The 14,851-nt window shown below is 66.4% G+C and carries 12 protein-coding genes; 4 read left to right on the forward strand and 8 right to left on the reverse strand.

Going from position 1 to position 14,851, the window contains the following annotated elements; genetic code table 11:
• Window positions 1–8 precede the first annotated feature (8 nt).
• From mprF to U1708_RS02585, 4 genes are all read right to left on the reverse strand, one after another.
• On the reverse strand, window positions 9–2,618 hold the full coding sequence (mprF, locus tag U1708_RS02570) for a bifunctional lysylphosphatidylglycerol flippase/synthetase MprF (RefSeq protein WP_332742395.1): 2,610 nt from the start codon (window positions 2,616–2,618) through the stop codon (window positions 9–11).
• Window positions 2,588–2,989, reverse strand: a complete 402-nt coding sequence (locus U1708_RS02575; protein WP_332742397.1) for a DUF2147 domain-containing protein — start codon at window positions 2,987–2,989, stop codon at window positions 2,588–2,590. The genes mprF and U1708_RS02575 overlap by 31 nt, the downstream gene beginning before the upstream one ends.
• A gap of 10 nt (window positions 2,990–2,999) precedes the next feature.
• Window positions 3,000–3,713, reverse strand: a complete 714-nt coding sequence (locus U1708_RS02580) for an AcvB/VirJ family lysyl-phosphatidylglycerol hydrolase (RefSeq protein ID WP_332742399.1) — start codon at window positions 3,711–3,713, stop codon at window positions 3,000–3,002.
• Window positions 3,714–4,056: 343 nt separating this feature from the next.
• Window positions 4,057–4,344 (reverse strand): chorismate mutase, encoded by a 288-nt coding sequence (locus U1708_RS02585; protein ID WP_332742401.1) that lies wholly within the window; start codon window positions 4,342–4,344, stop codon window positions 4,057–4,059.
• Window positions 4,345–4,493: 149 nt separating this feature from the next.
• On the opposite strand from U1708_RS02585, the gene U1708_RS02590 reads away from it, so the two are divergent.
• Entirely contained in the window at window positions 4,494–5,522 is a 1,029-nt protein-coding gene (locus U1708_RS02590; protein WP_307086956.1) for a polyprenyl synthetase family protein, read from the forward strand.
• Window positions 5,523–5,526: 4 nt separating this feature from the next.
• Here U1708_RS02590 and U1708_RS02595 read toward each other — a convergent pair whose 3' ends face one another.
• The 4 genes from U1708_RS02595 to U1708_RS02610 form a co-directional block, all read right to left on the reverse strand.
• Window positions 5,527–7,044, reverse strand: coding sequence for a lipopolysaccharide biosynthesis protein (locus U1708_RS02595; RefSeq protein ID WP_332742404.1), 1,518 nt, complete (start codon window positions 7,042–7,044; stop codon window positions 5,527–5,529).
• 133 nt (window positions 7,045–7,177) lie between these two features.
• Window positions 7,178–9,952, reverse strand: coding sequence for a DNA polymerase I (gene polA / locus U1708_RS02600; protein ID WP_332742406.1), 2,775 nt, complete (start codon window positions 9,950–9,952; stop codon window positions 7,178–7,180).
• A gap of 407 nt (window positions 9,953–10,359) precedes the next feature.
• On the reverse strand, window positions 10,360–11,316 hold the full coding sequence (locus U1708_RS02605; protein WP_332742612.1) for an isopenicillin N synthase family dioxygenase: 957 nt from the start codon (window positions 11,314–11,316) through the stop codon (window positions 10,360–10,362).
• Window positions 11,317–11,429: 113 nt separating this feature from the next.
• On the reverse strand, window positions 11,430–11,927 hold the full coding sequence (locus tag U1708_RS02610) for a hypothetical protein (protein ID WP_332742408.1): 498 nt from the start codon (window positions 11,925–11,927) through the stop codon (window positions 11,430–11,432).
• A 128-nt stretch (window positions 11,928–12,055) separates the two neighbouring features.
• Here U1708_RS02610 and U1708_RS02615 point away from each other — a divergent pair, with 128 nt between their 5' ends.
• The 3 genes from U1708_RS02615 to U1708_RS02625 all read left to right on the forward strand — a co-directional run bounded on the left by U1708_RS02615 (window position 12,056) and on the right by U1708_RS02625 (window position 14,842).
• A complete protein-coding gene (locus tag U1708_RS02615; RefSeq protein ID WP_332742410.1) occupies window positions 12,056–13,315 on the forward strand; it encodes a multidrug effflux MFS transporter in 1,260 nt (419 codons plus the stop codon).
• Between the two features lie 79 nt (window positions 13,316–13,394).
• Window positions 13,395–13,739, forward strand: coding sequence for a DNA primase (locus tag U1708_RS02620; RefSeq protein WP_307086950.1), 345 nt, complete (start codon window positions 13,395–13,397; stop codon window positions 13,737–13,739).
• Between the two features lie 437 nt (window positions 13,740–14,176).
• Window positions 14,177–14,842, forward strand: coding sequence for an outer membrane protein (locus U1708_RS02625; RefSeq protein ID WP_307086949.1), 666 nt, complete (start codon window positions 14,177–14,179; stop codon window positions 14,840–14,842).
• Window positions 14,843–14,851 lie beyond the last annotated feature (9 nt).

Here is a 14,851-nt window from a genome sequence, read left to right on the forward strand (position 1 = left end):
AGCAAGCCTTACCGGCTCACCAAAGCCTGCAAATCGATCAGCCCGTGCAGCAGCGAGGTGCCGCCCGGCGAGGCGATGTAGCGCGGCGTCCAGTTCGGGCGGAACTTCTCCTTGTAAGCGCGCAGGCCGGCGAACCCGTAGAACCGCTCGCCATGACGGAACAGGAACGCAGCGACCTTCGACCAGGCCGGCGACAGCCGCCGTGCTTCGATCCCCGACAGCGGCGCCATGCCGAGCGAGAAATTGCGATAGCAGTGTTCGTGGCCCCACAGCATCAGCCGCGTGAACAGGAAGTCCATGCCACCCTGCGGCATCGACTCGGCGTGGCGCATCAGGTCGACCGACAGCTCCTGCTTGTTCGGCGTGCCCCAGACATTGGCGAAGGCGACGATCCGCCCTTCGATCCGCACCACCGCGCAGTCGAACTTCGCCATATACCCCGGCTCGAACCGGCCGACGCTGAACCGCTTCTCGGCGTGGTTCTTGTCGGTCAGCCACCAGTCGGAGATCGCGTGCAATTCGGGCATGATCGCGGGCATCTCGGCGGCGGGCACGACCGCGAACTCGGCGCCGGCCCGCTCGGCGACGCGGCTCGCCTTGCGCACGCTGCGCATGTCCGGCGTGTCGAGCGTGAACCCTTCCAGCTCGACGGTCGCCTCTTCGCCGTATTTGACGAGCTTCAACCCCATCTCGATCGCGATCGGCACGATCCTGAGGCCGATCTGGTACAGCAGCAGCCGGCCCTGCGCGGCGTCGGCGCGGGCGCGGACCGCCCAGAGGAGTTCGGACCACGCCTCCGCGGGGCCGACCGGATCGCCGATCACGATCCAGCTCGCGCCCTTCACCTGGTACATCAGGAACGCGTCGCCGCTGTCCGACACCAGGAACCGCTTGTCGCCGGTGAAGGCGAGCATCGCATCGGTGCGGTCGGCATGCGCGAGCGCCGCCTCGGCGACGTCGCGCGGCAGTTCGTCATGGATCATCGGCACGGGCACGGCCGCGAACAGCCGCCAGATCGCCGCGCCGATCAGCAACAGCCCGACCGCCAGGCTGGTGCGCAGGAAGCGCGAGGCGTTCGCGTCGGTCTCGAACCGCCACCACAGGTCGCTCGAATAGCCGACATGGCGATAGGCGAAGAAGCCGATCAGCAAAGACAGGCCGATCGCGGCGCCGACGCCGACCAGCCATTCGGGCGACAGCGGCTCCGCGGTCAGCCGCGTCCGGCGATAGAAGGCCGCCCGTGTCCATTGCAGCGCGGCGGCGGTGAGCACGAGCACGGTCGCCTCCTCGTAATCGAGGCCCTTGGCGATCGACAGCAGCGTCCCCGTGACCAGCAGCAGCCGCGCCGCCCAGAACGCGCCGTCGAGCCGCCGGTACAGCCCGAGCGCGACGAACAGCAGCATCACGCCGACGAGGCTCGCCGCGACATGCGCCATCTCGCTGATCGGCAGCGGCAGGACGCTCGCCAGCACGTCCATCCGGCCCGGCGCGGCGGGCAGCGCGCCCGAGACGAGCAGCATCGCGCCGCACAGGAAGACCAGCACGCCCAGCAGTAACGGCGCCAGCGGCAGCGCGATCGCCAGTGGATCGGTGCCGCGACGCTCCTGTCCGGCGGTGCGGTCGCGACGGCGCCATTGCCGGCCCTCGTGGAACGCGAGCAATACCGCCGCCAGGATCAGCGGCGCGACGTAATAGATGATGCGATAGGCGAGCAGCGCGGCGAGGATGGTCGCGTTGTTCTGTGGCATGGTCGCGATGATCACCGCCTCAAACACGCCGAGCCCGCCCGGCACATGGCTGATCAGCGCGACCACGATCGCCACCGCATAGCCGAGGAACAGCACCGGATAGAGGTCTGGCGAGGCACCCGGCAACAGCACGAACAGCGCCGCGCTCGCCGCGGCGAGGTCGACCGTCGAGACCAGCACGAGCGCCAGCGCCTGCCGCGCATCGGGCAAGGGCAGTCGCCAGCCGAACAGTCCGATCGCCCCGCCGCGGCGATACCGCAGGACGATCGCCAGCATCGCCAGCGGGATCGCGATGCCGATCGACCGCTCCAGCAGCGGCGGCATGGTCCAGCGGACGATCGGCAACATGCCCGGATGCAGCGCCATGGACAGGCAGGCGACGGTGATCACGCCCGCCCAGAACGTCACGCCGGCGATCAGGACGACGCGCGCGACGGCGGCTTCGTCGAGGCCAGCGCGACTGTAGACCCGGTAGCGCGCCGAGCCGCCGGTCAGCATAGCGAGGCCGAGATTGTGGCTGATCGTGTAGCTGGTGAACGAGGCGATCGCCGCGGTGTGCCACGGCAGCGGGTGGCCGATCACCCGGAGCGCGATCGTGTCGTAGAAGGTGAGCGCGATGTAGCTGACGATCGTCAGCGCGATCGACGCGGACAATTCGGGCCAGCCGAGTGCCGCGAACGCCGCGCGGACCTCGGACAGGCGGATCTCCGCGGTGAGCTTGTGGATCGCCGCGAAGCCGAGCACCGCGACCACCAGCACCGCGAGCGCGATCAGCGTGCCGCGGCGATGCGCGATCCAGTCGCGGATTCGGGCCCAGTCGCGGATCCGGGTCACGCGCGTCAACCGCGTCGCCACGTCTGCGTCTTGCACAGGAAGCCGCCGATCAGGCACCCCTTCACGTCGATCGTGTCCGCGTCGACCAGCGTCAGCGTCGATCCGAAGGTGCGGCCCATGTCGGGTACGAAGATCTGCCCGGACCATCGGTTGCGACCGTTCGGACGGTATTCGCGGAGCAACGCCGTGCCGATCAGCTTCGGGGTGCCGCCATCGCGCGCGTCGGCTTGCGCCTCGTCGTCGGCGCGGACGACCCAGCCGCAGAGTTTGCTGCCGCCGGTCTTGTCGGGGCAGGCGCCGGTCTTCACCGCCACGCTGTTCTTCGGATTATGCCAGACGCCTTCCACCGCGGAAGCGGGAGCGGGGCTGCCCGCGGCCATCGCGAGCGCCATCAGTGCAGCAACCATCGGTCGATCCTCAATCCGCGAATACGAACCGCGATAGCACGTCGTAGAGTGCATCGGCGTCGCGGTGAAGCGGGTGTCCGCCGGGCAGGGCGACCCGCCGTGCATTGGCCTGGGTCAGCAACGGACACAGACTCTCGGTCTCCTCGACGCCCTGCACGCACAGCAGCGGCGCCCAGTCGAGGCGGCGGGCGGTCGGCACCGCATCGGTGGTCGGCGTCCAGTAATCAAACACTTCGCTCGGCGACGCGCGGAACTGGACGGTGTTCTCGGGCACGATCAGCGCGACCTTGGCGATCTTCGCGCGCAATTGGGGGGCGAGGTCGACCAACCCGACGTGCAGCATGTCCGCGCCGAACGACTGGCCGATCAGCACGACCCGGTCGGTCTGCCCGAACCGCAGCGCCCGCTGTTCGGCGCGGGCGATCAGCATCGTGATGTCCGCCGGCGTGCGCGTTTTTCGCAAGTAGGTGAGCGTGTTGACCGCAACCACCGGCACGCCGTCCGCCGCGAGCCGCCGCGCGATCTGCGGTGCCATGCCGATCTTGTAGCCGAGATCGCCGGTCAGCAGCACCGCGGCGAACGGGCGGCGGGGCTTTGCCGGCGACGTGATGGCGGGGACGTCGGTGAACAGCTGGCCACCGAAATAGCCGAGCCAGCCCATGAAACCGGTCGCGGCGATTGCGAGCACGGCAAAAGCGAGCAACGATCGTCGAAACCACGTCATTCGCAACCGATTGCACGCCTTTGAATGATCGACAAATGGAGCAAGGGTGACGTTTTCGTCATTCTGCTGCTCCCCTCCCTGAAAGGGAGGGGCTTGGGGGTGGGTCGGCCAGCTCATGGCAGGGCGGTCTGATATGCGGAAACCGACCCACCCCCGACCCCTCCCTTCCAGGGAGGGGAGAAGACCCAGTGAAGGGACGAGGAACCGTCTTTGCCTCCTTAGCTCCCCTCCTTGGAAGGGAGGGGCTAGGGGTGGGTGGGCCAGCTTGTGTCGTAGTGGTCCGATATGTGGAAGCCAACTTACCCCCGAACCTCCCCTCTCAGGCAGGGAAGAGAATCGCCCCTCAGGCGGGATCGTGCGCCAGCCGCTCGTGGTGGCGGATCACCTCGTCGATGATGAAGCGCAGGAATTTCTCCGAGAACTCGGGGTCGAGCTGTGCCTCCGCCGCCAGATGCCGCAATCGGGCGATCTGGCGTTCCTCGCGGCCGGGATCGGCGGCCGGCAGCCCGTGTGTTGCCTTGTGCCGGCCGACCGCCTGGGTCACCTTGAAGCGCTCGGCGAGCATGTGGATCAGCGCCGCATCGATATTGTCGATACTTTGGCGGTATCCGGTCAACAGGTCGTCAGCCACCTACCTACCCTTTCCTTGGTTCGGGGCGCCTTTTGCGGGGCCGCGGCCGGATCGGCAAGGTGTCGCACGGCAGACTGGGGCGAGCCGGGGCACGCTGAGGGTCGGCAAGGGTTGCTTTGCAGGGGCATAGGCGGCAGAGGCTCGGGCAGATGAGCGCTACCGTCCACCGCCTCGACACCCTTCGTCCCAATCCCGAGTCACAGCCCTCGCTGGACCCGATGGTCAAGCTCGTCACCGGCGATATGGACCAGGTCAACGCGGTGATCCGCGGCCGGATGCAGTCCGAGATACCGCTGATCCCCGAACTGGCCGGTCACCTGATCGCAGGCGGCGGCAAGCGGATGCGGCCGATGCTGACGCTCGCGAGCGCGCAACTGATCGATTACAGCGGTACGCAGCACCACCTGCTCGCCGCCGCGGTCGAATTCATCCACACCGCGACTTTGCTCCACGACGACGTCGTCGACGGCTCGGACCTGCGCCGGGGCAAGCGGACCGCCAACATCATCTGGGGCAACCCGGCAAGCGTGCTGGTCGGTGATTTCCTGTTCAGCCGCAGCTTCGAACTGATGGTCGAGGCGGGCAGCCTCAAGGCGCTGAAGATCCTGTCCTCGACCAGCGCCGTGATCGCCGAGGGCGAGGTGAACCAGCTCACCGCCGCGCGCCGCGTCGATCTCGGCGAGGAGCGCTATCTCGACATCATCGGCGCGAAGACTGCCGCGCTGTTCGCCGCGGCCTGCCGGATTTCGGCTGTCGTCGCCGAGCGTCCCGAAGCCGAGGAGGCCGCGCTCGACGCCTATGGCCGCAACCTCGGCATCGCGTTCCAGCTGGTCGACGATGCGATCGACTATGTCTCGGACGCGGACACGATGGGCAAGGACGCGGGTGACGACTTCCGCGAGGGGAAAATGACGCTCCCGGTGATCCTGGCGTATGCGCGCGGCTCGGCCGAGGATCGCGCATTCTGGAAGGATGCGGTCGAAGGTCGCCGCGACAGCGACGCCGACCTGCAACACGCGGTCCGCCTGATCCGCTCGACCCGTGCGATCGACGACACCTTCGCGAGGGCCCGCCATTACGGCCAGCGCGCGATCGACTCGATCGGTGGCTTTGCCAATGGCGACGCCAAGGACGCGATGGTCGAGGCGGTCGAGTTCGCGGTAGCGCGCGCTTACTGAGGACCTAGAGGACCGGCGATCCGGTCTGCGGTAGCGCGGGTTCGACGGCTTCCGGCTTCTTGCCGAACAGCGCGCGGTCCGCGGGACCGAACGCGTATTTCCACAGGATGTAGAGATAGGTCGCGGCGATCGCGGGTTCGCCGATCGCGAGCTCGACCCATTCGTAGCGCTTGGGCAATGCGGTGAACGCGCCGCCGACGATGATCGCGGCGCCGGCTGCCCAGACCAACGGCCAGCGCCACGGCGAGACCCTTGCACCGAGCAGATGGCCGAGCAGCTTCGCCTTGATGATCGAGGTCACGCCCACCGACAGCATCAGTGCGATCGCCGGGCCTGCTGCCTGGTAATTGACCGGATAGCCCAGCGCGCGGATCGTGAAGATCAGCGCGAAACTGAGCCCGACCTGGAAGGCGAGCATTGCCGCGGAAATCATCAGGTTACGGTGGCGGGCGATGTATACGAGCGCGGATTCGCTCACCGCGCCGGTCGAGGCGAGCACTTCGGCGGTCAGCAGGAACGCGAGCGCGGCGGTGCCGGCGACGAACTGCGGGCCGACCACGCCCATCACCGCTTCGCCGGGGATCGAGCCCATCAGCGCGAGTCCGCCTTGTGCGGCCATGATCCAGAACGCGACCTGGCGCACCTGGTTGGCGATGGCGGCGCGGTCGTTGATCGCGAGGCTGTGGGTGATGACGGGGCCGAGGATCGGGTCGAAGCTGGTCTTCAGTTTCTGCGGCAGGCTCGCGACTTGCTGTGCCATGTAGTAAATGCCGACGACCTTCGGCTCGAACATCACGCCGAGGATGAAGCGGTCGACGTTGCGGCTGCCCCATTCGAGGATGTCGGCGCCCGCGAGCGGCACGTTGGCGCGGGCGAGCGCGTAGAGCGGGCGAAGGTGTGGCGGCCAGCCGCGGGGCACGCCGTAGCTGCGCAGGAACGGCACGAGGCTGGCGATCAGCGCCGCGGTCATCGACGCGACGTAGCTCAGCACGAGGCCGTCGCGGATCGTGAAATACGAGAACGCCCAGGCGGCGATCGAGATCGTCCACGGCTCGACCACCGCGCGAGCCGTCACCGCGGCCTTGACGTTGAGGCGATAGGCGAGCGCGGCGAGGCTGACGTCGGACCACGCGATCGCGACGATGATCAGCGGCAGGAACCGGTCGAGGCCGGTGATCGCACTGTTCGGATACATGATCTGCGGGAAGGTGCAGAGGACCGCGCTGGCGATGAGAGATGCAACGAACGCGACCGCCATCGCGTCCCAGACCACGTTGGCATGGGGGCGGTCGGCACTGCTGAGCGCCTGGGCGAGGCCGCGTTTCAGGCCGAGCGTTGCCAGCAAGGCTGCGAGTTCGACGACCACGACTGCGATGGCGAACCGGCCGACGAGGTCCGGCCCGTAGATGCGGCCGGCGATGAACAGGAACGGGATGCGCGCGGCTAGGCGGAGGACGAAGCCGGCGATGTTGGTCCGACCGCCCTTAGCGAGCGTGTCGATATCCTGCGTGGCCTCGGTCACGCTTCCCCCCTCCCTGGAAGGCAGGGGTAGGGGGTGGGTCGGCCCGTGAGGTTCGGTTGCGCCTGCCTCAGGCCGACCCACCCCCGGCCCCTCTCTTCCAGGGAGGGGGGAAGGTTTTCGGGCATCGACTGGCTCAATGCGCGGCGCCCCAGCTGAGGCCGGTGCCGATCTCGATGCCGAGGGGTACGTCGAGTGTTACTGCGGGAAGTGCAGCGGTTGCCATGACGCGTTCGATCACAGGCTTGGCTGCATCGACGTCCCCTTCCGGTAACTCGAACACGAGTTCGTCGTGGACCTGGAGGAGCATGCGGACGTTGGGCAGGCCGGCTTCGAGCAACGCGGGGCCCATGCGGATCATCGCGCGCTTGATGATATCCGCGCTGGTGCCCTGGATCGGGGCGTTGATCGCAGCACGTTCGGCACCCTGGCGTTCGTGCTGGATTTTCGACCGGATGCGCGGGAAGTGCGTTTTGCGGCCGAACAGCGTGGTCGTGTAGCCGGTTGCGCGGACGCTCTCCGTCGTTTCGACGATGTAGGTCGAGATGCCGGGGAAGCGATCGAAATAGCGGTCGATCATCGCCTGCGCTTCGTCAGCGGACACGTCGAGGCGTCCGGCGAGGCCCCAGCGCGAGATGCCGTAGAGGATCGCGAAGTTGATCGTCTTCGCGCGGCCGCGGGTGTCGCGGTTGACCTCGCCGAACAGTTCCTGCGCGGTGAGGCTGTGGATGTCGTCGCCGTTGGCGAACGCCGCCTTCAGCGCGGGGACGTTGGCCATGTGCGCGGCGAGCCGCAGCTCGATCTGCGAGTAATCCGCGGCGAGGATGACGTTGCCGGGCTCGGCGACGAACGCGTCGCGGATCTGGCGGCCGATCTCGGTGCGGATCGGGATGTTCTGCAGGTTCGGATCGGTCGACGACAGCCGTCCGGTCTGCGCGCCGGTGAGGCTGTACGACGTGTGGACGCGGCCCGTCGCCGGGTTGATCTGCGCCTGTAAAGCGTCGGTGTAGGTCGACTTCAGCTTCGACAGCTGGCGCCAGTCGAGCACTTTCCGCGCGATAACGGCGCCAGGCGAATCCTTGTCGGCGGCGATCCGTTCGAGTTCGTTGACGTCGGTCGAATAGACGCCGGACTTGCCTTTTCGGCCGCCCTTGATGCCCATCTTCTCGAACAGCACGTCGCCAAGCTGCTTGGGGCTGCCGATCGTGAACGGCGCGCCGGCGAGCGCGTGGATTTCGGTTTCCAGGCTCGCCATCTGGCCGGCGAACTCGGTCGATAGTTTCGACAGCTTCGCCGCGTCGACCTTGATGCCGTGCATTTCCATCTGCGCGATGACGGGGACGAGCGGGCGGTCGACCATCTCGTAGACGCGGGTCGAGCCTTCCGCGGGAAGGCGGCGCTTGAACCGGCGCCACAGGCGAAGCGTCACGTCGGCGTCTTCGGCGGCGTAGCGGGTGGCGGCCTTGAGGTCGATTTCGTTGAAGGTGCGCTGCGTCTTGCCGGTGCCGACGACGTCCTTGAACGCGATGCAGCTGTGCGAGAGGTGCGTGGCGGCGAGCTCGTCCATGCCGTGGCCGTGCAGCCCGGCGTCGAGATCGAAGCTCATCACGATCGTGTCGTCGAACGGCGCGATCTGCACGCCGCCGGTGGGCGCGTAGGCGCGGCCGAGGACGATCATGTCGTATTTGAGGTTGTGGCCGATTTTCAGGATGCTCGGATCCTCCAGCAACGGCTTCAGTTTCGCGAGCACGAGTGCGCAATCGAGCTGGACCGGGTTTTCCGCGAGCAAATCCGTCCCGCCATGCGCGATAGGTACGTAGCAGGCGAGGTTCGGATGCAGCGCCATGCTGATCCCGACGAGATCGGCACGGGTCGCGTCGATGCCGGTGGTCTCGGTGTCGACCGCGATCCATCCCTGGTGCTTGGCCACGGTGATCCAGCGATCGAGCGCGGCTTCGTCGACGACGGTTTCATAGTCGTCGTGCTTGCACGGTTCGTCGTCGTCCATGTCCGCGACGACGGGCGATTCGGCGACGGGGGCGTCGGCGACCGCGGAGAGCTTGGCGAGCAGCGACTTGAAGCCGTGATGCTCGAGAAACGCCCGCAACGGCGCGTCGGGAATGCCCTTGAGTTCGAGATCCTCGAGCGGTTCGGGCAGCGCGACGTCGCATTTGAGCGAGACGAGCACCTTCGACAGCCGCGCCATCTCGGCATGCTCGATCAGATTGTCGCGCAGCTTGCCCTTCTTCATGCCGTCGGCCGCCGCCAGCACGGATTCGAGATCGCCGTGTTCGAGGATCAGCTTCGCGGCGGTCTTGGGGCCGACGCCGGGGACGCCGGGGACGTTATCGACGCTGTCGCCCATCAGCGCGAGCACGTCGCCGAGCTGCGCCGGTGTGACGCCGTGGAATTTCTCCGCGACGTGCTCCGCGCCGAGCCGGCGGTTGTTCATCGTGTCGTACATGTCGAGCCCGGGCTCGATGAGCTGCATCAGGTCCTTGTCGGAACTGACGATCGTGACTTCCCAGCCCTGCGCGAGCGCGGCCTTCGAATAGCAGGCGATGATGTCGTCGGCTTCGAGTCCTTCGGTCTCGATGCAGGGGAGACTGAACGCGCGCGTGGCGTCGCGGATCATCGGGAACTGCGGGACGAGGTCCTCGGGCGGTGGTGGACGCTGCGCCTTGTACTTGTCGTAGAGATCGTTGCGGAAGGTCTTCGATGATTTGTCGAGGATGACCGCCATGTGGGTCGGGCCGTCGGCCGCGTGGACCTCGTCTGCGAGCTTCCACAGCATCGTCGTATAGCCGTACACCGCGCCGACCGGCTCGCCATGCTTGTTGGTGAGCGGCGGCAGCCGGTGATAGGCGCGGAAGATATAGCCGGAGCCGTCGACGAGATAGAGATGGGGCATCGCGCGCGGTCTAGCGGATGCGCGCGCCTGCACCAATGGGCGAAGCGTGGTTGTTGGGTATCAGGTGGGGAGAAAAGCGGTGGGGTGTTTGGGGGCGCGGCCGTTCCTATGACGAACCGCCACCCCGGCGAAGGCCGGGGCCCAGTTGGGGGACGGTGATAATGAAGCGATGCGTATCGTTACTGCAACCTTTCCAACTGGGCCCCGGCGTCCGCCGGGGTGGAAGAGGAAGGTAGTAGCGGAGGTTTGGGGCGTGCCCGGAATCGCAATCCACCCCCGCCAGGGGGAGGTGGCGCCGAAGGTGACGGAGAGGGAGGGAAGCGGAACGGCGGTTACCCTTTCCTCCCCCTCCGTCTGGCGAGCGCCAGCCACCTCCCCCTGGCGGGGGAGGATCGACATGCCTCGCCCTACTTCTTGATCAGGCCGATCTCGACCAGCCGCTCGTACAGGTAATCATGCGCGGTGATCGGGGTCGGATAGCGGTTCGCGTTGTCCGGCGTGACCGTCCCGGGCAGCGTCTCGATCAGGAAATCCGGCGCGGGATGCAGGAAGAAGGGCATCGAATAGCGCGAATGGCCGCGGCGCTCGGGCGGTGGATTGACGACGCGGTGCGTTGTCGAGGGCAGCACGTTGTTGGTCAGGCGCTGGAGCATGTCGCCGACGTTGACGACCATCGCGCCCTCGGGCGGCTTGATCGACAGCCAGCGGCCGTTGGCGCGGTCGAGCAGTTCTAGACCCGCTTCTTCGGCACCGAGCAGCAGCGTGATGAGGTTGATGTCCTCATGCGCGCCGGCGCGGACGCCCTCTGCATCGGCGGGGATCGGCGGGTAATGCAGCAAACGAAGGATGCTGTTGCCGTCCTTCACCGCCGGATCGAACCAGTCGGGCTTGAGCTTCAGGTGGCGCGCGATCGCAGACAGGAGCTTATCGCCGGCGCGGTCGAATGCAGCGAAGAGTTCGAGGAAGACCGGCTTGAACCCCTCGGGTCGCGTCGGCCAGACGTTGGGCGCCATCGTGTCCGCATAGCGATGGCCCTCGGGCAGTTCGCGGCCGACGTGCCAGAATTCCTTGAGGTCGACGACCTTGGCATCCTTGGCGATCTCGGTCTTGAACGGCGTGTAGCCGCGCGCGCCGCCGCCGCCGGGGATGTGATAGCCGCGCTTCTCGTCCTCGGGCAGGTCGAACAGGAGTTTCGTCTCGGCCCAGGCGCGCTCGATCAGGTCGGCGGGAATGCCGTGGTCGGCAACGATCGCGAAGCCGAACCGCTCGAACGATTCGCCGAACGCGGCGGCGAAGCCGTCGGGGTCGGTGTCCTGCGTGGCGAGGCTGAGCGTCGGGACCTGGGCGGCGGGGGTGTCGAGCATGGGGTTCGTGTCCGGATTGGGGGACTGCTGATATAGGGGATCGGCCATGCCGTGCCAAATGCTTGGGTTAGGGTGAGTTGAGATTTACGCATCCCTGTCATCCCTCTTACGCCTTACCCGCTGATGACGATCGTCCCGGTCGCCTGGTCCTTGCCATCCGGAGCCAGTTCGAGGCGGAAGGGTTTGTTTTCGTCGGTCGTGCCGATCAGGTTCGCCCCCTCGGGATGCACCTGATAGCCGACCTTTCCGAGCCGTTGTGCAAACCAGTCGCGCACAACTAGCGGCGTCGCAGGGCTGGCGAAAGCCACGCGGAGCCCGCCGGCCTTTTCGTTGCCGACGATGTTGAGGGTCTTGATCGTCGAACCCGGGTAGAGTCGCACGCCGTTGAGATCGAAGTTGCTCGTGTCGATCTTGATCTTCGGCAGCTTCACCGAGCCTTGAAAGCCGGGGACGTCGATCTTCATCTCTCCGGTCTCGCCGTTGATTGCGCCGAGCACATTGCCGCCATCGGCGTTGATCGACACCGATGCGCCTTCGTTCGAGCGGTCGCAGGCGGCTAGCGCCAGCACGCCCACGAGACCGACGGTGGCGAGAAAGAGCGGGCGGATCATGGCTATCTCCGAACTGTGTTGTTCTGGCAATACAGATAGGAGGCATCGGCGCATCGTGCAATCATGGCGGAACCGCGCCGGTTAGCGGGTTCCGTGCGATCGCCCGAGCAGGTAAAGGCGCACGCATCATGCAGACCCAGGATCCCCAATCCGACGCGCCGGCGATGCGTGGCGCGCCGATCGGCTTCGTCGAATTCGTCGCGCTCGTCGCCTCGCTGATGTCGCTCACTGCGCTCGGTATCGATTCGATGCTCCCCGCGCTGCCCGCGATCGGCGACTCGCTTGGCGTCGCGTCGGAGAACGGTCGGCAGTTCGTGGTGACCGCGTTCGTGATCGGCTTCGGCGTCGCGCAGCTCGTCCACGGGCCACTGGCGGATCGGTTCGGACGGCGGACGGTGCTGTTGTGGTCGCTGGTCCTGTACATCATCGCGAACGTCGCCTGCGCGACCGCGGGCAGCTTCACGCTGTTGCTGGCCGCGCGGGCATTTGGCGGGGCGGTCATTGCCGCGGCGCGGGTAGCGACGATCGCTTTGGTCCGTGATTGCTATCATGGGCGGGCTATGGCGCGGGTCATGTCTATTGCGTTCATGGTGTTCATGATCGTTCCCATCCTCGCGCCGACGTTCGGGTGGACGGTGCTCCAGTTCGGCGACTGGCGGGCGATCTTCTGGACGGTCGCGGTACTGACATTGGGCGTGCTGATCTGGTTCTACCTGCGGATGCCGGAGACGCTGGCGGCCGAGAACGTATTGCCGATCACACCGGGGCGGATTTTCAGCGACTGGCGCCAGACGCTCGGCGACCGCAATTCGCTTGGCTATACGCTCGCCTCGACCGCGTTGCTGGGATCGTTGTACGGCTATCTCAATTCGATCCAGCAGATCATGGCGGACGTGTTCCACAAGCCGTCGCTGCTCGCACTGATCTTCGCGACGACGTCGGTGACGATGGCAATCTGCAATCTCCTCAACTCGCGGATCGTGATGCGGCTGGGCACCCGCCTGATCAGCCATGGTGCGCTGTCGCTGATGATCCTGGTCTCGCTGGTCCACTTGTTTGCGATCGAGATCGGCTTCGAAACGCTGGTCAGTTTCGCGGTTTTCCAGGCGCTGACGCTGGGCTGTTTCGGGCTGGCGACGTCGAACTTCTCGGCGATGGCGATGGAGAATATGGGGCGTATCGCCGGCACCGCGTCGAGCGTGCAGGGGTTCCTGAGCGTCACCGTCGGCGCAGTGTTCGGCGCGCTGATCGGGCAGGCGTTCGACGGCACCACCGTGCCGCTGGTCGGCGGGTTCCTGATCGCGGGGCTAGCCGCGCTCGTTTCCATCCTGGTCACCGAGCGGGGTCGCCTGTTCCGGCCGGCATCATCCGCACCCACGCGCGCTTGAAGGAACCACCGCGCACGTCCACCGTTCGCATCCGGTAAGCCCGCAACGTGCGGGCGTCCTGGAACGAGGGAGTGTGACCATGGGCGGACATCAGGTGCCGAGTGCCGGTTCGGGCGACGACGGCTACGACGAAGAGGGCTATGACGAGAGCCAGCGCGCCGAGATCCTCGAGGCCACGCGCAACGGCCCGAGCGACGGCATCATCCTGACCGACCTCGAACCCGACCTGGGCGAAGACGACACCGACGACGAGTCGATCGACGAGACCGGGATGGACTCCGAAGAGGTCGGCGAGACGGATTCGTCGGTCACGATGGACGAAGCCGACATGGACGAGGACGATGTCCAGGACGAACTCGACGACGACACCATCGACGACGACGAAGACCTGAAGGACGCCGACGACGTCGCGCTGAAGCCCTGAACGATCCGCGACGCGCCCGTGATGGGCGCGTCGCTCCTAGCCTGAGACGTTTCCCGACGGTGCGTCACTGGCCGCCCACAGAATCCCCGCCGACCGGAACAGAGCCGCCCGGCGGCTGCGGAAAAGGCGGGAAAACTCCATTCATGCTGCACCGCACACAGCAGATCATCAGCCGCTAGGCAGACGACTCTGAAATCCGAGCGAACTGCTTTTTGCCGCTTTTCCGCTGTATTTCTGCCTAGTCCGCCCCAGCACTGCCATGCTTCGTTCATGTAAATGACAGGAACCGTTGCTGTAACGCAACACAGCCGAACAGTTCCCCGAATGTGACATTTTTTGTGCAACCATGTGGCCGCCGGCCTGTTTCGACTTGCCTGGACCAACCGACGCACCGTGCAGTCGGGGATCCACGCAACACACGGTATAAGGTCAAACTCATGCGTAAGCTTTCCCTGGCAATCGCCCTCGCCGCCGCAACGGTCGCAGTTCCCGCCTTCGCGCAGGATATGTCGGCACCGGCACCCGTCGACAACAGCGCACAGCCCGGCGAAGCAGCAGCTCCCGACGGCTCGAAGGCATTCGGCATCGAGCCGTACTTCGGCGTGATGGGCGGCTGGGAGCAGTTCGACAACGAGCGCGGCCACGGCATCCCGCAGGCGCTGAACGCTGACGGTTCGACCCGTCGCGGCTACAAGCCATCGGGCTCGCTGGTCCAGGGCGTGCTCGGCGTGAACGTGCCGCTCGGCCCGGTCTTCGTCGGCGCAGAAGGCAACGTGATTAAGGGCATCGAAGGCAACATCGATTGGGAATACGGCGCAGCAGGCCGCTTCGGCTTCCGCGCTGGCGACAGCGGCCTGATCTACGGCAAGGTCGGCTACCAGTGGGTCAACTTCGACAAGTTCTCGGCACGGTCGACCAACGGTGGCAACACCAACCGTGACTACAGCGCGATCACCTACGGCATCGGCGCAGAAGTCGGTCCGCAGAGCATCGGCCTGAAGGGCATCACCGGCAACGCAGGCTTCCGCATCCGCGCCGAGGTCAACACCTTCGGCGACGCGCAGAGCTTCCGTCCGATGCTCGGCATCATCACGCACTTCTAAGCCTGTGCC

This window comes from Sphingomonas arabinosi (assembly GCF_036663715.1).
Lineage (GTDB): Bacteria > Pseudomonadota > Alphaproteobacteria > Sphingomonadales > Sphingomonadaceae > Sphingomonas.